Source organism: Amycolatopsis iheyensis (assembly GCF_024703995.1).
GTDB classification, from domain to species: domain Bacteria; phylum Actinomycetota; class Actinomycetes; order Mycobacteriales; family Pseudonocardiaceae; genus Amycolatopsis; species Amycolatopsis iheyensis.
In genome coordinates, this window is sequence record NZ_JAMXQV010000011.1 from 120,236 (window position 1) to 140,008 (window position 19,773).

The following is a 19,773-nucleotide window of genomic DNA, read 5'->3' on the forward strand; positions in this document are numbered from 1 at the left end:
GGCTCTACTTCTTCGCGTACTTGATCGACGACGCGACGAGCTCGGTGCGGGCCCCGCTGGCGGCGCGGATGGCGGCGCGGCGGGCGTTGATCGGCTCGTCCTGGATCTTGGCGTGCAGCTTGAGGATCGCGTCCAGCAGCATCTCCGGCCGCGGCGGGCAGCCGGGCAGGTACATGTCGACCGGCACGACGTGGTCGACGCCCTGGACGACCGCGTAGTTGTTGAACATGCCGCCGGAGGAGGCGCAGACGCCCATCGCGAGCACCCAGCGCGGCTCGGCCATCTGGTCGTAGATCTGACGCAGGACCGGGGCCATCTTCTGCGTGACACGCCCGGCGACGATCATCAGGTCGGCCTGCCGCGGCGTCGCGCTGAAGCGCTCCATGCCGAAGCGGGCGATGTCGTAGCGGGAGCCGCCGACCGTCATCATCTCGATCGCGCAGCAGGCGAGGCCGAAGGTGGCGGGCCAGAGCGAGTTCTTGCGCGCCCAGTTGACGAGGCCTTCGAGGCTGGCCAGCAGGATGCCGTTGGGGAGTTTCTCTTCGAGGCCCATGGGTCTAGTTCCAATCCAGGCCGCCGCGCCGCCACACGTAGGCGTACGCGAAGCCGACCGTCGCGATGAACAGCAGGATCTCCACCAGGCCGAACGTGCCCAGCGCGTCCGCCTGCACGGCGAACGGGTAGAGGAAGACCATCTCGATGTCGAACAGGATGAACAGCATCGCGGTGATGTAGTAGGCCACCGGCATCCGCCCGGCGCCGACGAGCGGCTGCGGGGACGGTTCGATGCCGCACTCGTAGGCGGAGAGCTTGGCCTTGTTGTACCGGCTGGGTCCGACGAGCGGGCCCAGCAGGACCGACAGCACCGCGAAACCGAGCGCCAGGACGAACAAGATCACGATGGGCAGGTAGGGCTTCAGGCTCGGGGCCTCTTGCGCCAGCTGCACCGTGTCCGTTCGGGTCAGCAACGTCAGCACGGGGTCTTCGCCATCCTTTCCGCGCCGATGCGGTTGTGCTTGTGGTGGGAACCGCTTGGCCTCGTCGGCACCCTAAGGGACCTGGGTCACACCGCCGAGGGTCAGGGTCTCCTTACGGCCCGTGGCTGCTTACGGGCCTGCTTGTGAAATAGTTCACAAGCCACTCGTCGCGGATGTGAAGGGATTCACAAAGCATGGGGGGAGTGTAGGACGCGACTCACATTCTTGTCCCTAGGCCCCCATGTTATAAGGGTGCCCTAACTTCCAGCGCCAACGTTGTCACGACCCGGCAACGGCGCGCGTGCGACCTGCGCGAAGACGGTTCAAGATCGCTTCCCGACCGGACAATCCGGACCCCGGCCTGTGAGCTATCCCACTGACCGCACGGCCAACTTGCTAGGCCACTCGTGTGTCCGCGCGTGCGAAGGGCGGAGCTTTCATAGGGAAAGTGCCGCCTCTGGCCGGGATCAGCGCGGGGAGGGGGCGGCCTTGGCTAGGGCCGAGATGAGGCGGTCGACGCCGTCGCCGCCCTTGGCGTCGTAGCAGCCCGAGAGGCCCTTGTAGACCAGCGGGAGCAGCTTGTTGATGCGCAGGCCGTACTTCGTGCAGGCGTGCATGATCTTCGGCTTGCCGATGATCTTCGCGAAGACGTTGCCCAGCTGGTAGTAACCGCCCATCAGCTCGCGGACCGCACGCGGGTACGCCTCCAGGGCGCGTTCCCGCGAAGGGCCTTCGCGCCGCGCAAGCGCCTGCACGACGACCTCCGCCGCGATCTGCGCGGACTCCATCGCCGCCGAGATGCCCTCGCCGTTGAACGGGCTGACCATGCCGCCCGCGTCGCCGAGGAGCAGCAGGCCGTCGCGGTAGTGCGGGGTGCGGTTGAAGCCCATCGGGAGGCCGGCGCCGCCGACCTTGCCGATCGCGTTCTCCTCACGGTAGCCCCACTCCTCCGGCGTCCCGTCGAGCCACTGGCGCAGCAGCGCGCGGTAGTCGGTGTTCCGGAACGACGCCGACGTCGACAACATCCCGAGGCCGACGTTCACCGTGCCGTCGCCGAGCGGGAACGCCCAGCCGTAGCCCGGCAGCAGCTTCGGGTCGCGCGGGTCGGAGCGGTCCCACAGCTCGAGGTGGCCCTCGATGAACGGGTCGTCGTGGCGCGGGCTCTTGTAGTACTGGCGCACCGCGACGCCCATCGGGCGCTTCTCGTTCTTCTGGATGCCGACGCTCAGCGCGAGCCGCGCGGACACGCCGTCGCAGGCCAGAACGAGCGGCGCGTAGTACTTCACCGGCGTCCGCTCCGGGCCGACCTTCGCCTCGACGCCGACCACACGCCCGGTCGCGTTGGTGATCGCGCTGGTCACGGTCGTGCGCTCGTACAGCCGCGCGCCGGCCTTCACGGCGAGCTTCGCGAGGAGGTCGTCGAAGTCGTGGCGGGTGCGGGAAACGCCGTACGGCGGGTAGCTGGTCAGGTCCGGCCAGTCGAGCTCCAGCGTGAGGTCGCCGGTGAGGATCCGCAGGCCTCGGCTGTGCACCCAGCCGGCGTCCTCGCTGGTGTCGATGCCCAGGTCGATGAGCTGCTTGACGCCACGCGGGGTCAGGCCGTCGCCGCAGACCTTCTCGCGGGGGAACTCGGTCTTCTCCAGCAGCAGGACGTCGACGCCCGCGCGGGCCAGGTAGGTGGCCGCGGTGGATCCGGCGGGCCCGGCGCCGACGACGATGACTTCGGCGTCCTGGTCTGCGGTGCGTCGACTCATGTACGCGAGTTTAGGCAGGCTTGCGCGCGCGGTGGATCGCCACGACGCCGAATGTGAGGTTCAACCACTCGACGTCGGTCCAGCCCGCGCTCGCGATGATCTCGCCGAGCGTGCGCTGGTCCGGCCAGGCCAGCATCGATTCGGCCAGGTAGGAGTACGCCTCGGGGTTCGACGACGTCCGCTTGCCGACCCAGGTCAGCAGCTTCAGCATGAACCGCCGGTGGACGAACCGGATCGGCGCGAACGGCGGCGTCGAGACCTCGCAGATCACCAGCCGGCCGCCGGGCTTGACCACCCGGGCGATCTCGGTGAGCGCCGCTTTCGTGTCGACGAAGTTGCGCAGCGCCAGGGAGATCGTCACGGCGTCGAAGCTGTCGTCGGCGAACGGCAGGTTCAGCGCGTCGGCCGCGACCATCGGGACGTTGCGGTGCTTGCCGGCGCGGAGCATGCCGAACGAGAAGTCCGCGGCCAGGCACCAGGCACCACCGCGGGCGTACTCGACGGTGGACACCCCGGTGCCGGCGGCCAGGTCCAGGACCTTCTCGCCGCGGCGGGCGTCGAGCACGCGGGCGGTGGTGGTGCGCCAGCGCCGGTCGAAGCCGAAGGTCATGAACGAGTTCGCCCGGTCGTACCCGTCCGCGACGCCGTCGAACATCGCGGCGACTTCGTGCGGGTCCTTGTCCAGGCTTGCGCGTGACATGACTCGAATCTAGACAGTCGGGCGGAGCCCGTCCGTTGAGGGTGGCGGCGGGGCGGGGTCCGGGTAGTCGTCGCGCTTGACGAAGGTCGCGAGCACCAGCCAAATGAGCCCGCCGAAGCGCGCCACTGGGATCAGCGGGTACAGCACGTCGGTCAGCACGCTGAACGCCGACAGCGCCGAAAGCGCGGCGATCACGTAGCCGGTGATCGCCACCCACCGCCGCGTCCTGGCCGCGACCGCCGCGACGAGCAGCGTGAGCGGCACCGCGAACCCGAACGCGCCGGCCGCGAACGCCAGCGAGGTGAAGGGGCGGGCGAAGTCCGGGTTCTGGGCGGCCGTCCAGGTGGCGAGCCCGCTCAGCACCAGCGAGCCCGACGCGAGCAGGCCGCCGGCGAAACCGAGGCTCGGTGGTCTTTCGGCGGCGGTCCAGGCGGCGAGCGACAGCCCGGCGCCGAAGACGACCAGGGCCAGCAGCTGGACGAGGCCCTGGTGGGCGGCGTCGTAGGCGGCGACTTCGGCCGCGGACGAGTCCGGGCGGGTGCCGGTGGCGCCGAGGACTCCCCCGGCGACGGTGCACAGGCCGTAGGCGATGACTGCGATTCGTTTCATGCCTTAAACGATTACACTGGTGTAATCGATTGTCAACGGCTATCGTTCCGGCCATGAACGGCTTCGGCAGCGCCTTCCTGGTGGCGCAGGTGGGCGCGCACGCCGCGCAGCGGTTCACCGAGCGGATCGGCGAGCTGGACCTGACGCCGGCGCAGGTCGGCCTGCTGCGGCTGGTCGCGACGCGGCCGGGCCAGAGCCAGCAGGCGCTCGCCAAGCAGCTCGGCACCCCGGCGACGCGGCTGGTCCCGCTGGTCGACGGCCTGGAGAAGCGCGGCCTGATCGAGCGCCGCCGCAACGCCGAAGACCGGCGGCTGTACGCGCTGGAGCTGACCGCGAAAGGCCGGGAGCTGATGGTGGGCGTCGCGCGGACGGCGCAGGCCCACGACCGCGCGATCACCGCGGCCCTCACCGACGACGAACGGGCGACGCTGCACGAGCTGCTGAAGCGGATCGCCGACGAGCAGGGCCTCACCCCGGGCGTCCACCCCGGCTACGCCCGGCCCTGACCGGCCTTTCCGTCGTTGAAGTGCTTGAAGAGCTTGTCCAGGGAGAGCCGCTCCGAGGTCTCGACCACGATCTTGGCGACCCGGGTGCCCTTCGCCACGGCCAGGAAGCACTCGTTTGCCGTGGAAGCGGTCGAAGATGTCATCCATCAGGTGCCCCGCTTCCAGCGCCGCCGGGAGGATGCCCGGCGCCAGGACCGCGGACGTCGCTTGCGCGATGTGCTGCGACGCTTCGTCCATCCAGGCCAGGCCGTCGTCGTTACCGCCGGTCCGGCCGGCGCCCCCGAGCTGCCCCAGCAGCCGGTTCCCGTACTCGGCCACGCCGTCGACCACCTTCCGGAACCGGTCGAGCGCGTAGCTGAGGGCCCGGGCGGGGCTGAGCCCGTCCATGGACTCACCGAGTGCCTCCGGGGGCTCGGTGGCCGGCATCGTCGCCGCCTCCCGTTCCCAGTGCACTGCTTCGCCGGTTCCGGAAAGCCATTCCCCCGTGAGACAGGAAACCGCCGACGGTCTCGCCGGCGGTTTCCGAATAAGCATTGTGCGCCGCGTTCTTCGTGATGGACAGGGCATGTCCGATCATCGCGTACCGGGATTCCGTGCTGAACCGCCTCGGCCGCCACGCCCCGCTCCTGCCGGCGTAGTTCTCCTTGCAGCAGCAGCGCCGCCCGCAGCAGGCTGTGGCAGGCGTCGCGGCGAGCTTGCGGCTGCTCATCGGCTTTGTCCGCCGTCTGGAGACCCGCCGGGGCCAGGGACGGCACCCCGCGCCGGACGATGAAGTCGTGCACGTCCGTCGTCCGGAACCAGAGACCTGCGGTGCTGGACCCGAGGTGGCTGCCATGGCGCGGTTTTCTGCGTGAATCGGCGAGCGCGGTGGCCCAGGGCGCGGTCACCCTGCTCGTGTTCTGGCTCGAACGACGCCTGTGATCAGCGGAAGGTGGCCAGCATCCCGGCGACCGAAGCCGGCCAGGTGAACTCCTCGGCCCGGGCGCGCGCCGCCGCGCGGCGCAGGTCTTCCGGGCTGTCGAGGAGGTTCGTCACGGCCGACGCGAACGCCGGCGCGTGGTCGTCGACCGCCGCTCCGCAGCCCGGGCGCACGATCTCGCGCAGCGCGGACGACGCCGAAACCACCACGGGCGTCCCGGAGGCGAGGGCTTCCAGTGCGGCGAGGCCGAACGTCTCGTGCGGCCCCGGCGCGAGCGAGACGTCCGCGCTGGCCAGCAGCCGCGCGACGTCGCCGCGGCCGGACAGGAACCCCAGGAACGTCACCGGCAGGCCGCGCGCCCGGCGCTCCAGCGCGCGCCGCCGCGGCCCGTCGCCCGCCACGACCAGCCGCACCTTCGCGCCGGCCTCGGTCAGCGAAGCGACGGTGTCGACGCTGCGCTCGACGTGCTTCTCCGGCGACAGGCGTCCACAGTGGACGATCAGGGCGTCCGCGCCGCCGGCCAGGTCGGCACGCCAGCCGTCGTCGCGCATGGCGGGCCGGAACGTCGCCAGGTCGACGCCGAGCGGCACCCGGTGGACGTTCGGCGCCTCGATCCGGTCGAACTCCGCCCGCGCGAACGCCGTGGTGCAGACGACCGTGTCGTAGCTCGCGGCCATCCGCCGGTTCGCGACGTCGGCGACCCGCCGCGCCACCGGCTCGGGCAGCAGGAACTGCTCCAGCAGCCGGTCGAGGCGCTCGTGGGAGATGACCGTGCTGGGGACGCCGTGCCGCCGCGCCCAGCCACCCATCCCCCGCAGCGTCAGCCGGTCCGAGACCTCCAGCCGGTCGGGTTCGAGTCTTCGCAGCACCGCGCGGACCCGGTGCGGGTCGACGGCGCGGTAGCCGCCCGTGCCCGGGATCTTCGGGGCCGGCAGCGAGAACCGGCGGACGCCGGTCGGCAGGACCTCGTCGGCGTAGCGCGTGCCGGGGACGACGAGCGTCACCTCGTGCCCGCTCGCGACGTACCCCGCGCCGAGGTGGTGCAGCGCCGTGCGCAGCCCGCCCGAGCGTGGCCCGTAGAAGTTCGCGAGCTGGACGATGTGCATGTCAGGCCGCGCGGGCGGCCCGGCCCTGCACGGCTTCGTAGTGCCCCATCAGCTCGCGGCAGACCGCGGGCCAGGTCCGGCCCAGCACGACCTTGCGCGCCTTCTCGCCGAGCCGGGCGCGCAACGCCGCGTCACGCAGGTCGCCGACCTTCGCGACGAGCGCCGGGCCGAACTCCTCGCGGTCGGCGGGCAGCAGGTAGCCGGTGCGGCCGGGCAGGACGAGGTCCTTCGGGCCGCCCGCGTTCGGCGCGAGCACCGGCAGGCCGGACGCCATCGCCTCCTGCACCGCCTGGCAGAACGTCTCGTGCGGGCCGGTGTGCACGAAGACGTCGAAGCTCGCGTACGCCTTCGAGAGGTCGTCGCCGTACTTCGCGCCGAGGAAGGCGGCGTCCGGCAGCTGCGCCTTGAGGTTTTCGAGCTCGGGCCCGTCGCCGACGACGACCACGCGGACGCCGGGCACCCCGGCCAGCGCGGCCAGCCGGTCGACCTCCTTCTCGGGCGCCAGCCGGCCGACGAACCCGACGAGCAGCTCGCCGTTCGGCGCGAGCTCGGCCCGCAGCGCCGCGTCGGCGTGCCCGGGTGAGAAGCGGTCGATGTCGACGCCACGCGCCCAGCGGTGCACGCGCGGGACGCCGTGCAGCTCGAGCTGCGCGACGGAGTCGGTGGAGGGCGCCAGGGTCCGGTCGGCGCGCGAGTGCAGCCGCCGCACCCAGCGCCAGGCGGCGCGGGCGGCGATGCCGAAGCCGTACGCGGCGGCGAACCCGGCGATGTCGGTCTGGTAGACGGCGATGGACGGCACCCGCAGCCGTCTCGCGGCGGCCAGCCCGCGCGCGCCGACGACGAACGGCGAGGCCAGGTGCACGACGTCCGGACCGAACGCGGTGAGCGCGTTGAGCACGGTGCGCGTCGGCAGGCCGATCGGCAGGGAGTTGACCCCGGGGAAGTCCAGCGCGGGGATCCGGACCACGGGGGCGCCGCGGTAGGTGTCCGGGCCCGGGCCGGGGGCGATGATCAGCACGTCGTGGGCGCGTTCGCGCAGGTGCTCGACGACCCGCAGGACGGAGTTGGTCACGCCGTTCACCTGGGGCAGGAAACTTTCGGTGACTATGGCGACTCGCACGTCTTGGACGATCGCACCCGATGCTGGCGCTCGTGTGACGCAGCGGCCAACGCTGCCGGAACAGATCGGCTACGACATGTCATCTCAAGGTCGTGTCCCGGAAACCAGGGTGGCCCAGACTAAGCAGGCATGACCCTCTTGTCCTCCCGGCCGCCGCGGCCTGTCGAGCCCGGCCTGCTGTCGAGGGCGCTCGAAGTGGCCGGGCGGCTGGCCAACGACGCCACCGACGTGATCACCGCGACCGCCGGCCGCGGCGCCCACCCGTCGACGCTCGATTCCCCCTTCGACTGGGTCACCGACACCGACCGCATCCTGGAGCGGCACACCAGGCGGGTGCTGACGGCGGAGTTCCCGGGCATCCCGGTGGTGGGCCACGAGTTCGGCGCGGACCACGGCGCGGACGTCGCGGAGTACCGCTGGGTGGTGGACTCGGTCGACGGCACGGCGAACTACGTGGCGGGGGTGCCGTGGTGCGCGTACAGCCTGGCGCTGGTGGACGCGGCGGGCCCGGTGGTGGGGGTGGTGGCGGACCCGTACCGAGCCCAGATCTACGCGGCCGCGCGCGGACGAGGGGCCCGCGCGAACGGCAAGCCGGTCCAGCTGACGGACCGCTGCGTGACGGCCGGCGCGCTGGTGTGCACGGAGTTCGCGCGGCGCGGACCTTGGCCAGGGATGGGCGGGTTCATCGAGCGGGCGGCCGCGGCGCACGCCGGGGTGCGGGTGCTGGGGTCGGCGGCGTTGTCGATCGCGCAGGTGGCGCTGGGTCATGCGGCGGCGGCGGTGTTGCACAGCTACCACGAGTGGGACGTCGCCGGGTCGGTCGCGATGGCGATCGAGGCCGGGGCGGTGGTGCTGGACCGGCACGGGGAGGACACGGCACTGCCGACCGACGGGTTGCTCGTCGCGGCGCCAGGAGTGGCGGACGAGGTCCTGGGCTGGTGGCAGGAGACGGCCCACGCCGGCTGACGCGTCGCTTTCACGTGAAAGCTACGCCTCAGGCGGGGGCCGGAACCGCAGCCCGCTTGTTCACCCGCCGGATCCACCACAAAACCGGCCCGGCGACCAGCCAGGTGAAGAACACGAAGCTCCCCAGCGGCAGCAAAGTCAACGTCGCCGACCGCCCGGCCACCCGAGCCAGCTCGGGATCCGAAGCGTCGTACTCGATCCGGACGAGCTGCCCGGCCGCCAGCCCGTCCGGGTACAAGACCCCGTTGGCCGGACTGTGGACAATCCCGTCCGGCGTCTCGAAGTGGATGATCGTCCGGTCGAACGCCACCGAATCGACCGTGGCCGTCGCCGTCCCGAGCTGCTCCGAGATCGCGCCGTCGTTGCGGATGGCCGCGAAGAGCAAGCACACGCACATCACCGTGAGGAGCGAGGCGACGCCGATGGTTGCCCACCAGCCGGCGCGCCTCGCCCGCTCACGTTTCGTGCTCACGTCGCGAGCGTAGCGGCTACCCCGCGTGCTCGGCGGCGAGGTTCCGGTGGTTCGCCTGGATCTGGTCGTACGACTTCGGCTTCACCGAGGCCGAACGCGCTGTGAAAGCGGCAGCGCTGCCGTTCGGGCCGGCCGCCGGCTTGCCCGCCGTGTACAGCCACGTCTGGAACAGGTCGTACAGCGGCTTGCCCGACACCTTCTCGGCCAGCGCGATGAACTCCTGGATCCGCCCGTGCGACCCGCCCTTCTGGGCCTGCCAGGTCTGAAGGATCTTGAAGAACGCCTCGTCACCGACGGCCGTCCGCAGCGCCTGCAGCGTCAGGGCGCCGCGGTCGTACACCGCGTTGTCGAACTGGTTGTCCGCGCCCGGGTCGGCCGGGACCAGCTTCCACAGGTCGCCGTCGGCCGGGTTGGAGTCGTATGTGTACTGCGCCAGCTCGGCGACCGTGCCCTCGCCCTCGTGCTCCGACCACAGCCACTCCGCGTAGGACGCGAAGCCCTCGTTCAGCCAGATGTCGCTCCAGCGGCCGAGCGAGACGTTGTCGCCGAACCACTGGTGGGCGTTCTCGTGCGCGATCAGCGTCGTGTTGGAGCCCGCCGCGAAGTTGCGCGCGCCGTACGTCGGGCGGGTCTGGTTCTCCAGCGAGAAGCCGATGCCGCTGGTCACGACGCCGCCCTCGGCCTCGAACGGGTACGGCCCGAACTGCGTCGCCAGGAACGCGTCGATCTCCGGCGTCCGCTCGACGCTGGCCTTCGCCGCGTACAGCGAGTCGCCCAGGTCGCTGCCGTACGCCGTGATGAACGGCTTGCCGTCCGGCGTCGTCGACTGGTTGAGCTCGTACTTACCGACGACGAACGACGTCAGGTACGTGGCCTGCGGCTTGGTGCTGCGCCAGTTCCAGCGCGTCCAGCCGGCGCGGCTCTTCGTCTTCCGGACGAGCGTCCCGTTGGTGACGGCAACGTTGTCATCCGGCGCCTCGATGGAGACGTCGTAGGTCGCCTTGTCGGTCGGGTGGTCGTTGGCCGGGAACCACCACGCCGAGCTCTGCGGCTCGTCGACGCCCAGCGCGCCGAACGTGCCCTTCTTCCACCCGTTGATGCCGTCGACGGTCTCGGTGGACGGCGTGTCCGAGTACGCGACGACGACCGTCGCGGTCTGGCCCTTGAGCAGCGGCTGCGCCGGGGTGACGACGAGCTCGCCGTTGCCGGTCTGGTTCGCGAACTGCGCGGGCCGGTTGTTCACCAGCACGCTCGACGCCTTGAGCGCGAAGTCCAGGTCGAACCGCGACAGGTCCTGGGTGGCGGTGAGCAGCAGCGTCGTGGTCCCCGCCAGCACGTCGGTCGCGGGCTGGTAGGTCAGCCGGATGTCGTAGTGCAGCACGTCGGTGCCGCCGTTGCCGGCGTTCGGGTAGTACGAGTCACCGACACCGGGCGCGCCGGGCGTCGGGGCCGCACTGGCGGTGCCGGCGAGCAGGACCGAGGCGACCCCGGCCGCGAGCACACCGAGGCCGGTGCGAGTTCTTGCACGCATTCGAATCCCTCCAACGGGTGAGGATCAGCGCGCTCGAACGTAGCCAGCCAGGAAGCACCCAGGAACAGCCGAAGGGAGGATCTTGCCTGCTGGGATCACACCCGGAAAGCGGTTGACCGGACCCGTCAGGCCGCCGAAACGGCCGTGCTGACCGCGGAGCGCAACCGCGCGTGCAGGTCGCGGTGCCGCGACCGGTCCACCCGCACCTCCACCACGCGCAGGCCCGGCGCCGGCTGCAAGGCCGCGCGGAACTCCGTCAGCGTCTCCGCCACCACGTGCGGTACCCGGTAGCCGGCACACAGCGCACCCAGGTCGGCGCCGTGCGGGGTGCCGAAGACGCGCTCGAAGCTCGCCGAGTGCTCCGGCGCCCCCTGCTCCAGCAGCGAGAAGATGCCGCCGCCGTCGTCGTTGCAGACCACGATCGTCAGGTCCGGGCGCTGCTCCGCCGGGCCCGTCAGCAGCCCCGACGCGTCGTGCAGGAACGTCAGGTCGCCGAGCAGCGCGTACGACGGGCCGCGGTGGACGTACGCCGCGCCGATCGCCGTCGAGACCGTGCCGTCGATGCCGGCCACGCCGCGGTTGCGGTGCACCAGGACGTCCGGGCGCAGGCGGCCGGCCAGGGCCACGTCGCGGGTCGGGTTGGACGAGCCCACCACCAGCAGCGAGTCCGCCGGCAACGCGTCGACCAGCTCGGACGCCACCCGCAGGCCCGACGGCCACGGCTCCGCCGCCAGCACCGACGAGACCGCGGACCCCGCCGCCGCGTCCGCCCGGCGCCAGCTCGCCAGCCACTCCGGGTCGGCCGGCTTGGTCGGCTCGTCGAACCACTGCCCGACCTGGCGGACGTTGTGCGCGGGCGCCGGCCAGTCCGAGTCCGGCCGGACCAGCAGGACCTCGACGGAAGCGTCCGAGAGCACCTTTTGGATCTGCCGGAACACCGTGGGCCGGCCGAGGCACAGCACCTGCTCCGGCTTGTGCCGGGAGATGAACTCCTCGACGCCCAGCAGCCACGCGCCGGACGAGATCGCCGTGCCGCCGGACAGGCCGAGGCCGCCGGTCTCCGACACCACCGGCCAGCCGTGCTGCTCGGCCCACTCGCTCGCCGCCTGGACGCCGGTGTCGCACGCGATCACCAGGCCGTGGCGCGCCGAGGGCACCACGAACGACGGCAGCGCGCCGAAGTCGGGCAGCTCGGTCCAGCGGGAGCCGTCGGGACGGCCGTCCAGCGACTCGTACCACTCGCCGTCATCGTCCAGATCGGGCACGAGCGGCTCGCGGAACGGGATGTTCAGGTGCACCGGCCCGCAGCGCCACTCGCCGTAGGCCGCGTTCCAGGCCCGGCAGATCTGGCTGCGCCAGTACGAGTTCTGGCCGGCCCGCCGCTCGGCGACGGCCAGCTCGTCGAAGTAGCGGACGGCGTCGCCGTAGAGCTGGTGCTGGTCGATGACCTGCGACGCGCCGGCCGCGCGCAGCTCCGGCGGCCGGTCGGCGGTCATGACGATCAGCGGGACGCCGGCCCGGTCGGCCTCCAGGACCGCCGGGTGGAAGTTCGCGGCCGCGGTGCCGGACGTGCAGAGCACGGCCACCGGGCGGCCGGTCCGGGCGGCGATGCCCAGCGCCAGGAAGGCGGCGCCGCGCTCGTCGATGCGGACGTGGAGCTGGAGCTTCCCGGCCGCCGCCGCGTCATACAGCGCGATGGACAGCGGCGCGTTGCGGGAGCCCGGGCAGAGGACGACGTGCGAAACGGTGTTGCGGACGAGTTCGTCGACGATGACCCTGGCCTGCGCGGTGGAAGGGTTCACCGGCAGGCTCCAGACTGATCGTGTAGGTCCACAGGTCCTATTCTCCCAAACGTGGATGACGCCCGAGTTTCCGAGCTGTTCGACCCCGCCGCGTGGACCGAGGTCGAAGGTTTCGCCTTCACCGACATCACCTACCACCGTTCCGCCGATGACCGCGGTGGCAAACGGGTCGTGCGCATCGCGTTCGACCGTCCGGAGGTCCGCAACGCCTTCCGGCCGCACACCGTCGACGAGCTCTACCGGGCGCTGGACCACGCCCGGATGAGCTCGGACGTCGGCTGCGTCCTGCTCACCGGCAACGGCCCCTCGCCCAAGGACGGCGGGTGGGCGTTCTGCTCCGGTGGTGACCAGCGTATTCGCGGACGCTCCGGGTATCAGTACGCGAGCGGCGAGACCTCCGACACGGTGGACCCCGCGCGGGCCGGCCGGCTGCACATCCTCGAGGTCCAGCGGCTGATCCGGTTCCTGCCGAAACCGGTGATCGCGGTCGTGCCGGGCTGGGCCGCGGGCGGCGGGCACTCCCTGCACGTCGTGTGCGATCTCACGCTCGCCTCGGCCGAGCACGCGAAGTTCAAGCAGACCGACGCCGACGTCGGCTCGTTCGACGGCGGCTACGGCTCGGCCTACCTGGCGAAGATGGTCGGCCAGAAGTTCGCCCGCGAGATCTTCTTCCTCGGCCGCGAGTACTCCGCCGAGCAGATGCACGCCATGGGCGCGGTCAACGCCGTTGTGCCGCACGCCGACCTGGAAAAAGAGGCCCTGACCTGGGCGTGGGAGATCGTCGGCAAGTCGCCGACGGCCCAGCGGATGCTCAAGTACGCGTTCAACCTCACCGACGACGGCATGGTCGGCCAGCAGCTGTTCGCCGGCGAGACCACGCGCCTGGCCTACATGCAGGACGAGGCCGTCGAAGGCCGCGACGCCTTCCTCCAGAAGCGCGACCCCGACTTCAAGGACGTCCCCTATTACTACTGAGCTGCTCCCGGTCCACCTCGACGGCTCACCCGAAGCCCTCGAGGCCCTGAAGAACGCCGTCGCCGACGCGCTGGGTGGCGGCCCGGCGGTGCTGCCGTTCACCGACCCCGCGCTGCGCGACGCGATGGCGCCGGACGAGCCCGCCGAGCCGGACACGGCCGTGGTCATCGCCACGTCGGGCTCGACCGGCGCGCCCAAGGGCGTGCTGCTCTCGGCCCGCGCGCTGACGGCGTCGGCCGAGGCCACCCACGCCCGGCTCGGCGGCCCGGGCCACTGGCTGCTGGCCACCCCGGCGCACTACATCGGCGGCCTGCAGGTGCTGGTCCGCGCGCTGCTGGCGGGCACCACGCCGGCGCTGCTGACCGGCGCCGGCTTCCGGCCGGACGGCTTCGCCGCCGCGGCGGCCGCCCTGACCGGGGGCCCGCGCTACACGGCCCTGGTCCCGACCCAGCTCGTCCGGCTGCTGGACGACGGCGGCGCGGGACTGGCCGCGGCGAAGACGTTCGACGCGATCATCCTCGGCGCCGCGGCGACTTCGCCGTCGCTGCGGGAACGCGCCGCCGACGCCGGGGTCCGGATCGTGCCCGCGTACGGGATGAGCGAGACGGCCAGCGGCTGCGTCTACGACGGCTTCGCCCTCGACGGCGTCCGCGTCGACCTCGACGGCGGCCGGATCCGCATCGCGGGCGACGTCCTCGCGCACGGCTACCGGCGGCAGCCGGACCTCACCGCGGCGGCCTTCGCGGACGGCTGGTTCACGACGTCCGACCGGGGTGTCCGGCACGAAGACGGCCGTCTCGAGGTCCTCGGCCGGGCCGACGACATGATCAACACCGGCGGGGTGAAGGTGTCCGCGAACGCGATCGAGCGGTGCCTCGGCGCGCAGCCGGGCGTGCGGGACGCGTGCGTCGTCGGCCTGCCGGACCCGGAATGGGGCGAGGCCGTCGTGGCGCTGGTCGTCCCGGTGGGTGAGGCACCCCAGCCGGACGAGCTGCGTGCCGCGGTCCGGGCCGAGCTCGGACCCGCGTCGACGCCGAAACGCGTCCAGTACGGCGCTGAGCTGCCGCTTCGCGGTCCGGGGAAGATCGACCGCGCCGCGGTGAAGGAGCTACTCGAGTCGGGTTTCGGCCACTGAGATGGCCGCACTCCGTTGACATTCACGGGGTGCACCCGCTTGGCTACTCACCATGACGCGCTGGATCAGAACCGCTCTCATCGGCACCGCCGTCACGCTGGGGGTTCTGCTGCCCACGGGCACCGCCCTCGCCGACGGTCCCGCCGTGGACCCCAACAGCGGCCAGCTCACCTGGCAGCTGCCGACCACCGACTGAGCCGCCCCCGTCGCCGTGCCACCCCCTCGATGGCACGGCGACGAACAGCGCCCCCGGACACCCATCCCGTGCATCCCCGACCTTGCCCCGGCGACCGTGTCGATACCTTGCAGCCCGCTTGAACGGCCTGGTCGAATGCGGAAGACGGAGGGGGAAGGCGCGGTGGTGCGGTTCGGGTTGCTGGGCACGATCGAGGCGCACGTCGCCGGCGAGCCGGTGGATCTGGGGCCCGCCCGGCAGCGCACGGTGCTCGCGGCGCTGCTGGTCGACGCGAACCGGCCGGTGTCGCTGGAGCAGCTCGTCGACCGCGTGTGGGCGGACCGGCCGCCGCTGCGCGCGCGTGAGTCGCTCTACAGCTACCTGTCCCGCCTGCGTGGGTCCGCCGCGGGCCGGGGCCTCGAGATCGAACGGGTCGGCGGCGGCTACGTCCCGCACGTCGATCCCGACGCGGTCGACCTCCACCGGTTCCGGCGGCTCGTGGCCGAGGCGCACGATGCCGACGACGAAGCGGCCGCGGAGCTGTTCGAGCAGGCGCTCGCGCTCTGGCGCGGTGGCGCTCTCACCGACGTCGACACGCCGTGGGCCGACGACCTGCGCCGCGCCCTGGCCGCCGAACGCTGGGCGGCGGAGCTGGCCCACGCGGACCTGCGCCTGCGCCAGGGCGGGCACGCCGAGCTGCTCGCGGACCTGACCGAGCGCACCCGGGACCACCCGCTGGACGAGCGGCTCGCCGGTCAGGTCGTGCTGGCGCTGTACCGCTGCGGCCGGCAGGCCGACGCCCTCGCGCACTACGAACGGCTTCGGCAGCTGCTCGCCGAGGAGCTGGGCGCCGACCCCAGCCCGCCGCTGCGGGAGCTGCACCAGCGCATCCTGCGGGGTGACCCGGGCCTCGCCGCGCCGGAAGCCGACGCCGTGCCGAACCAGTTCCCCGCCGCACCCTCGTCGTTCATCGGCCGCGGCGACGAGCTCGCCGCGCTCACCGCCGCGGCGGACCGCCGGGTGGTCCAGATCTCCGCGCTGGCCGGCGCCGGCGGGGTCGGCAAGACCTGGCTGGTGCTGCACTGGGCGTACGCCCACCGCGACCGGTTCCCCGGCGGGCAGCTGTTCGCCGACCTGCACGGCTTCTCGTCGGCGAACGCCCCGCTGGCACCGTCGGTCGTGCTGCGGCGCTTCCTCGGCGAGCTGGGCGTCCAGCCCAGCCGCGTGCCCCCGGACCCGGACGCGCAGGCGGCGCTGTACCGGAAGCTGGTGGCCGGCCGGCGGCTGCTCGTCGTGCTGGACAACGCCGCGGACGCGAACCAGGTGATCCCGCTGCTCCCGGGCAGCCCGGCCGCCACGACGATCGTGACCAGCCGCCGCCACCTCGCGCCGCTGATCACGCGGTACGGGGCCCGGCACCTCCAGCTCGACATCCTCACCCAGGACGAGGCCCGCGCTCTGCTGGCCGCGCGGCTGGGCGCGGCACGCCTGGCCGCCGAGCCGGCCGCGGCGGAAGAGCTGATCGGGTTGTGCGGGCGTTATCCCCTTGCGCTGGCCATCATGAGCCGCCACGCGCAGACGCGGCCGCGGATCCCGCTCGCCGAGTTCGCCGGCGAGCTGCGGGACCTGGGCCTCGACGCGCTCGACCACGAGGATCCCGCGGTCAGCCTGCCGACGGTCCTTTCGTGGTCCCTGCGGGCCCTCAGCCCGGACCAGCGCACGGTGTTCGCCCTGCTCGGCATCGCGCCCGGCCCCGACATCGCGCTGCCCGCCGCGGCCGCGCTCGCCGGGCTGCCCGCGCGCCGGACCGGCCGGCTGCTGACCATGCTGGAGGAGGCTTCGCTGCTGACGCGCCGGGCGGGTGGCCGGTACGCGATGCACGACCTGATCCGCGACTACGCCGCGGCGACGGCCGAGCGCGACCTCGCCCAAGAAGAGCGGGAGGCGGCGTTGCGGCGGGTGATCGGCTTCGCCGTCCACACGACGCGTGCCGCCGACCACCACCTGGACCCGCACCGCCAGGTCGTGCGGCCGGCTCCGCTCGCGCCCGGCACCGAGCCGCTGCCGCTGCCGGACGCCCCGGCCGCGATGGCGTGGTTCGACGCCGAGCACGCGACCCTGCTGGCGGCGCAGCGCACCGCCGCGGCCCTCGGGTGGCACGAGGCGGTGTGGCAGCTGGCCTGGGGCCTGCACAACGTTCCAGAACCGCCGCGGGATGCTCCACGACCGCCTGGCGGTGTGGAAGGCGGCGCTCGGCTCCGCCACGCACCTGTCCGATCCGGCCGCCCTGAGCCGCGCGCACCGGCTGCTCGGCGACGTGCTCGCGAACCTCCGCCGGCACGACGCCGCGAGCACGCACCTGCGGGAGGCCGGCGTCCTGGCCGAGCTCAACGACGACGCCACCGAGCAGGGCCTCGCCCAGCACGGGCTTTCGTGGGTCTGGCACCTGCGGGGTGACGACGGGCGGGCACTCGAGCACGCCACCCGCGCGCTGGCGTTGTTCCGCGCGGTGGGTGAGCCGGTGTGGGAAGCACGCGAGCTCAACCAGGTGGGCTGGTTCGCCGCCCAGGTCGGCGACCACACCGTCGCCCGCGCCCACTGCGAGGCCGCGCTGGCCCTGCACCGGCGCCACGGCGACGCCCACGCCGAGGCGGACACCTTGGACAGCCTGGGCTACATCGAGTTCCACACCGGCAACCACACCCCGGCGATCGAGTACTACCGGCGGGCCCTGTCGCTGTACCGGGACCGCGGCAACACGTTCCAGGTGGCCGACACCCTCGATCGGCTGGGCGAGCCCCATGCGGCTCTCGGTGAGCACGATCGGGCGCGGACGGTGTGGCGGGAGGCGCTGGAGCTTTACCGGCAGCAGGACCGGGCCGAAGAGACCGACCGCGTCCAGCGCCAGCTCGACGCGCTGGACGCCGGCTGACGTCAGGCTGGACGGTAGGCGAGGCGTTGCGTAGCCCGGCTTCCCGCCCGGGCGGCGATCGACGCCGATCGAGGCGTGACCACAGCCACGCACCGACTTCCCGGGTTCCCGCCGGCCACTGATCGACATGGCGTTGAATGGCGCCATGGCGAGCTTGAGCGAGTGGATCGAAGGGGCCCGGCCCCGGACGCTGCCGAACGCGGTGGCGCCGGTGGTGGCCGGCGTCGGCGCGGCGATCGCGCTGGACGCGTTCTCCTGGTGGCGTTCGGTGCTGGCGCTGCTGGTCTCCCTCTCGCTCATCGTCGGTGTCAACTACGCCAACGACTACTCCGACGGCATCCGCGGCACGGACGAAAACCGCGTCGGCCCGCTGCGGCTCGTCGGCTCGGGGGTCGCCGCGCCGAAGGCCGTGCTGACCGCCGCCATGGCCGCGCTGGGCCTGGCCGGGGTGCTGGGGCTGGTCTTGGTGGTCTCCAGCGGGCACTGGTGGCTGCTGGTCATGGGCGCGCTGTGCATCCTCGGCGCGTGGTTCTACACCGGCGGCAAGAAGCCCTACGGCTACTACGGCTTCGGCGAGATCGCCGTCTTCGTCTTCTTCGGCCTGGCCGGCGTGCTGGGCACGGTGTACGTCCAGGCGGGCCGGGTCAGCTGGGTCGCGCTGGCCTGCGCGGTCGCGGTCGGCTCCTTCTCGACGGCGGTCCTCACGGCCAACAACCTGCGTGACATCCCGACCGACGTCGAGTCGGGCAAGCGCACGCTGGCCACGCGCCTGGGCGAGGCGGGCACCCGCCGGCTGTACCTGGTGCTGCTGGCGGTGCCGTACGTGCTGAGCGTCGTCCTCGGGATCTTCCGGCCCCTGCTGCTGATCATCCTGGTCACGGCGCCGATGCTGCTGAAGTCGGTCCGCGCGGTCGGCGGCGGCGCGCACGGGCGCGAGCTGATCCCGGCGTTGCGCGACACCGGGCTGGCCATGCTGGCCTGGGCGGTCCTGGCCGCGGTCGCGCTGAGCTTCTCGATGTGATGGCCGGGGACGTTGTCCCGAGCCGAGGTGACGGCCTGTCGTGCAGACAGGCCTTCGTGTCCCACCCTGACGCCACCTTGACCCCATGAACGCGGCTGTTCATGGTCGCCGCCAAGACCGCCCGGAAGCGGGCCGACTGCTACCGCGCTGAAGGCCCAGCCGGGATGGCCGATCGCAGCTGCCGCCGGCCGGCTCGACGTCCCGGCTTCGACCGTGCAACAACGCCGATCCGCGCAACCGGCGGCAAGCCACCAGTCACCCGGCTGACCAACCTCCCCGGACATCACTGCTAGACCTCGATCAGCCGGAGGTCGTGCGCGGCGACCAGCGCCGCGGTGCGGCTGTGCACGCGGAGCTTGCGGAACAGCGTGCCCTGCAGGTTCTCCACCGTCCGCGCGGAAATCCCCAGCTCCGACGCCGTCTGGCGGGTCGTGTGCCCGGAGCCGATGGCCGCGAGGATCTCGCGCTCGCGCGGCGTCAGTGACACCGGGAGCGGCCCGGGGAGCTCGGCCGGCACGCCGACCAGGCCGAGCCGCACGGCGTGCGCGACCGCGTGCGCCTGGCTGTGGACGTCGAGCTTGGCGAAGATCTGCTGCTTGTGGTTTTCCACCGTGCGCGGGCTGATCCCCAGCACCGCCGCGACCTGCCGCGGCGAGTGGCCGGCGCTGATCAGGCACAGCACCTGCCGTTCGCGGGTGGTCAGCGGCGGCCGCCGGGGAGTCTGCTTGATGACGTCGAGCAGGACCCGCAGGCCGCTGCCGTACGGCACGACGGCCGTCGTGCCCGCGAGCCGGGTGCCGGGTCCGTCGGCGCACAGCCCGACCAGGCGGACCGGGGCGGGCAGCGGGCCCGCGTCCCACGCGTCCGCTTCGAAGACGGCGACGTCCGGGACGCGTCCTTCGCACACTTCGGCCAGCCGGGTGCGGGACGGCACCGTCCCGACCACGCACACGCCGGGGACGTGCGCCAGGTTCTCCGCGAGCAGCTCACGGAGCAGGCGGTTGCCGTGCTGCACCACGACGCGTACGGCAGGCTCCGGTGCCATGCCCCACCTCGATCCGGTCGGTCTCCCC

20 protein-coding genes and 1 pseudogene are annotated in these 19,773 nt (G+C 72.4%); 9 read left to right on the forward strand and 12 right to left on the reverse strand.

Annotated features, from left to right (window positions below):
• Nucleotides 1-4: 4 nt before the first annotated feature.
• The 5 genes from M8542_RS21360 to M8542_RS21380 all read right to left on the reverse strand — a co-directional run bounded on the left by M8542_RS21360 (nt 5) and on the right by M8542_RS21380 (nt 4,040).
• Entirely contained in the window at nt 5-553 is a 549-nt protein-coding gene (locus M8542_RS21360) for a NuoB/complex I 20 kDa subunit family protein (protein WP_257921969.1), read from the reverse strand.
• A gap of 4 nt (nt 554-557) precedes the next feature.
• The gene (locus M8542_RS21365; protein ID WP_086838657.1) at nt 558-977 is read right to left on the reverse strand and encodes an NADH-quinone oxidoreductase subunit A; all 420 of its coding nucleotides are present in this window, start codon (nt 975-977) and stop codon (nt 558-560) included.
• 467 nt (nt 978-1,444) lie between these two features.
• Nucleotides 1,445-2,731, reverse strand: coding sequence for a geranylgeranyl reductase family protein (locus M8542_RS21370; protein WP_257921970.1), 1,287 nt, complete (start codon nt 2,729-2,731; stop codon nt 1,445-1,447).
• A 10-nt stretch (nt 2,732-2,741) separates the two neighbouring features.
• On the reverse strand, nt 2,742-3,431 hold the full coding sequence (locus M8542_RS21375; RefSeq protein ID WP_257921971.1) for a demethylmenaquinone methyltransferase: 690 nt from the start codon (nt 3,429-3,431) through the stop codon (nt 2,742-2,744).
• 9 nt (nt 3,432-3,440) lie between these two features.
• A complete protein-coding gene (locus tag M8542_RS21380; RefSeq protein ID WP_257921972.1) occupies nt 3,441-4,040 on the reverse strand; it encodes a DUF4386 domain-containing protein in 600 nt (199 codons plus the stop codon).
• 53 nt (nt 4,041-4,093) lie between these two features.
• Between M8542_RS21380 and M8542_RS21385 the strand changes: the two genes are divergently transcribed.
• Nucleotides 4,094-4,546 (forward strand): MarR family winged helix-turn-helix transcriptional regulator, encoded by a 453-nt coding sequence (locus tag M8542_RS21385; RefSeq protein ID WP_257921973.1) that lies wholly within the window; start codon nt 4,094-4,096, stop codon nt 4,544-4,546.
• Here the strand turns inward: M8542_RS21385 and M8542_RS21390 are convergent.
• The 3 genes from M8542_RS21390 to M8542_RS21400 all read right to left on the reverse strand — a co-directional run bounded on the left by M8542_RS21390 (nt 4,531) and on the right by M8542_RS21400 (nt 7,643).
• Nucleotides 4,531-4,689: a hypothetical protein gene (locus tag M8542_RS21390; protein ID WP_257921974.1), complete on the reverse strand. Its 159-nt coding sequence runs from the start codon at nt 4,687-4,689 to the stop codon at nt 4,531-4,533. The two genes, M8542_RS21385 and M8542_RS21390, sit on opposite strands and share 16 nt — an antisense overlap.
• A 778-nt stretch (nt 4,690-5,467) precedes the next feature.
• On the reverse strand, nt 5,468-6,571 hold the full coding sequence (locus M8542_RS21395) for a glycosyltransferase family 4 protein (RefSeq protein WP_257921975.1): 1,104 nt from the start codon (nt 6,569-6,571) through the stop codon (nt 5,468-5,470).
• A 1-nt stretch (nt 6,572) separates the two neighbouring features.
• A complete protein-coding gene (locus tag M8542_RS21400; RefSeq protein ID WP_308210271.1) occupies nt 6,573-7,643 on the reverse strand; it encodes a glycosyltransferase family 4 protein in 1,071 nt (356 codons plus the stop codon).
• A gap of 177 nt (nt 7,644-7,820) precedes the next feature.
• On the opposite strand from M8542_RS21400, the gene M8542_RS21405 reads away from it, so the two are divergent.
• Nucleotides 7,821-8,657, forward strand: a complete 837-nt coding sequence (locus M8542_RS21405) for an inositol monophosphatase family protein (protein ID WP_257921977.1) — start codon at nt 7,821-7,823, stop codon at nt 8,655-8,657.
• Nucleotides 8,658-8,685: 28 nt separating this feature from the next.
• Here M8542_RS21405 and M8542_RS21410 read toward each other — a convergent pair whose 3' ends face one another.
• The 3 genes from M8542_RS21410 to menD form a co-directional block, all read right to left on the reverse strand.
• Nucleotides 8,686-9,129 (reverse strand): DUF3592 domain-containing protein, encoded by a 444-nt coding sequence (locus tag M8542_RS21410; protein ID WP_257921978.1) that lies wholly within the window; start codon nt 9,127-9,129, stop codon nt 8,686-8,688.
• A 16-nt stretch (nt 9,130-9,145) separates the two neighbouring features.
• A complete protein-coding gene (locus tag M8542_RS21415) occupies nt 9,146-10,660 on the reverse strand; it encodes a M1 family metallopeptidase (RefSeq protein WP_257921979.1) in 1,515 nt (504 codons plus the stop codon).
• 125 nt (nt 10,661-10,785) lie between these two features.
• Complete coding sequence (gene menD, locus M8542_RS21420) at nt 10,786-12,462, reverse strand: 2-succinyl-5-enolpyruvyl-6-hydroxy-3-cyclohexene-1-carboxylic-acid synthase (RefSeq protein WP_257921980.1); 1,677 nt, start codon at nt 12,460-12,462, stop codon at nt 10,786-10,788.
• 51 nt (nt 12,463-12,513) lie between these two features.
• On the opposite strand from menD, the gene M8542_RS21425 reads away from it, so the two are divergent.
• From M8542_RS21425 to M8542_RS50645, 7 genes and pseudogenes are all read left to right on the forward strand, one after another.
• On the forward strand, nt 12,514-13,437 hold the full coding sequence (locus M8542_RS21425; protein ID WP_257921981.1) for a 1,4-dihydroxy-2-naphthoyl-CoA synthase: 924 nt from the start codon (nt 12,514-12,516) through the stop codon (nt 13,435-13,437).
• A gap of 1 nt (nt 13,438) precedes the next feature.
• Nucleotides 13,439-14,572 (forward strand): o-succinylbenzoate--CoA ligase, encoded by a 1,134-nt coding sequence (menE, locus tag M8542_RS21430; protein ID WP_257922147.1) that lies wholly within the window; start codon nt 13,439-13,441, stop codon nt 14,570-14,572.
• Between the two features lie 52 nt (nt 14,573-14,624).
• Entirely contained in the window at nt 14,625-14,768 is a 144-nt protein-coding gene (locus M8542_RS21435) for a hypothetical protein (protein WP_257921982.1), read from the forward strand.
• Nucleotides 14,769-14,903: 135 nt separating this feature from the next.
• Nucleotides 14,904-17,204 (forward strand): AfsR/SARP family transcriptional regulator, encoded by a 2,301-nt coding sequence (locus M8542_RS21440; protein WP_308210272.1) that lies wholly within the window; start codon nt 14,904-14,906, stop codon nt 17,202-17,204.
• A 91-nt stretch (nt 17,205-17,295) separates the two neighbouring features.
• Nucleotides 17,296-17,679 (forward strand): tetratricopeptide repeat protein, encoded by a 384-nt coding sequence (locus tag M8542_RS50385; protein WP_308210274.1) that lies wholly within the window; start codon nt 17,296-17,298, stop codon nt 17,677-17,679.
• Nucleotides 17,680-17,824: 145 nt separating this feature from the next.
• Nucleotides 17,825-18,700: a 1,4-dihydroxy-2-naphthoate polyprenyltransferase gene (locus tag M8542_RS21445; protein WP_257921983.1), complete on the forward strand. Its 876-nt coding sequence runs from the start codon at nt 17,825-17,827 to the stop codon at nt 18,698-18,700.
• Nucleotides 18,701-18,798: 98 nt separating this feature from the next.
• Nucleotides 18,799-18,903, forward strand: a pseudogene (locus tag M8542_RS50645) (IS481 family transposase); the annotation flags it as partial.
• Between the two features lie 86 nt (nt 18,904-18,989).
• Here the strand turns inward: M8542_RS50645 and M8542_RS21450 are convergent.
• A complete protein-coding gene (locus M8542_RS21450; RefSeq protein WP_257921984.1) occupies nt 18,990-19,745 on the reverse strand; it encodes a response regulator transcription factor in 756 nt (251 codons plus the stop codon).
• Nucleotides 19,746-19,773 lie beyond the last annotated feature (28 nt).

Bases quoted from the DNA above. Each gene is read 5' to 3' on its own strand.
- M8542_RS21385 (WP_257921973.1), top strand. From the start codon at position 4,094: ATGAACGGCTTCGGCAGCGCCTTCCTGGTGGCGCAGGTGGGCGCGCAC.
- M8542_RS21375 (WP_257921971.1), bottom strand. From the start codon at position 3,431: ATGTCACGCGCAAGCCTGGACAAGGACCCGCACGAAGTCGCCGCGATG.
- M8542_RS21370 (WP_257921970.1), bottom strand. From the start codon at position 2,731: ATGAGTCGACGCACCGCAGACCAGGACGCCGAAGTCATCGTCGTCGGC.
- M8542_RS21390 (WP_257921974.1), bottom strand. From the start codon at position 4,689: ATGACATCTTCGACCGCTTCCACGGCAAACGAGTGCTTCCTGGCCGTG.
- M8542_RS21405 (WP_257921977.1), top strand. From the start codon at position 7,821: ATGACCCTCTTGTCCTCCCGGCCGCCGCGGCCTGTCGAGCCCGGCCTG.
- M8542_RS21360 (WP_257921969.1), bottom strand. From the start codon at position 553: ATGGGCCTCGAAGAGAAACTCCCCAACGGCATCCTGCTGGCCAGCCTC.
- M8542_RS21445 (WP_257921983.1), top strand. From the start codon at position 17,825: ATGGCGAGCTTGAGCGAGTGGATCGAAGGGGCCCGGCCCCGGACGCTG.
- M8542_RS21415 (WP_257921979.1), bottom strand. From the start codon at position 10,660: ATGCGTGCAAGAACTCGCACCGGCCTCGGTGTGCTCGCGGCCGGGGTC.
- M8542_RS21450 (WP_257921984.1), bottom strand. From the start codon at position 19,745: ATGGCACCGGAGCCTGCCGTACGCGTCGTGGTGCAGCACGGCAACCGC.
- M8542_RS21440 (WP_308210272.1), top strand. From the start codon at position 14,904: ATGCGGAAGACGGAGGGGGAAGGCGCGGTGGTGCGGTTCGGGTTGCTG.
- M8542_RS21380 (WP_257921972.1), bottom strand. From the start codon at position 4,040: ATGAAACGAATCGCAGTCATCGCCTACGGCCTGTGCACCGTCGCCGGG.
- M8542_RS21395 (WP_257921975.1), bottom strand. From the start codon at position 6,571: ATGCACATCGTCCAGCTCGCGAACTTCTACGGGCCACGCTCGGGCGGG.
- M8542_RS21435 (WP_257921982.1), top strand. From the start codon at position 14,625: ATGACGCGCTGGATCAGAACCGCTCTCATCGGCACCGCCGTCACGCTG.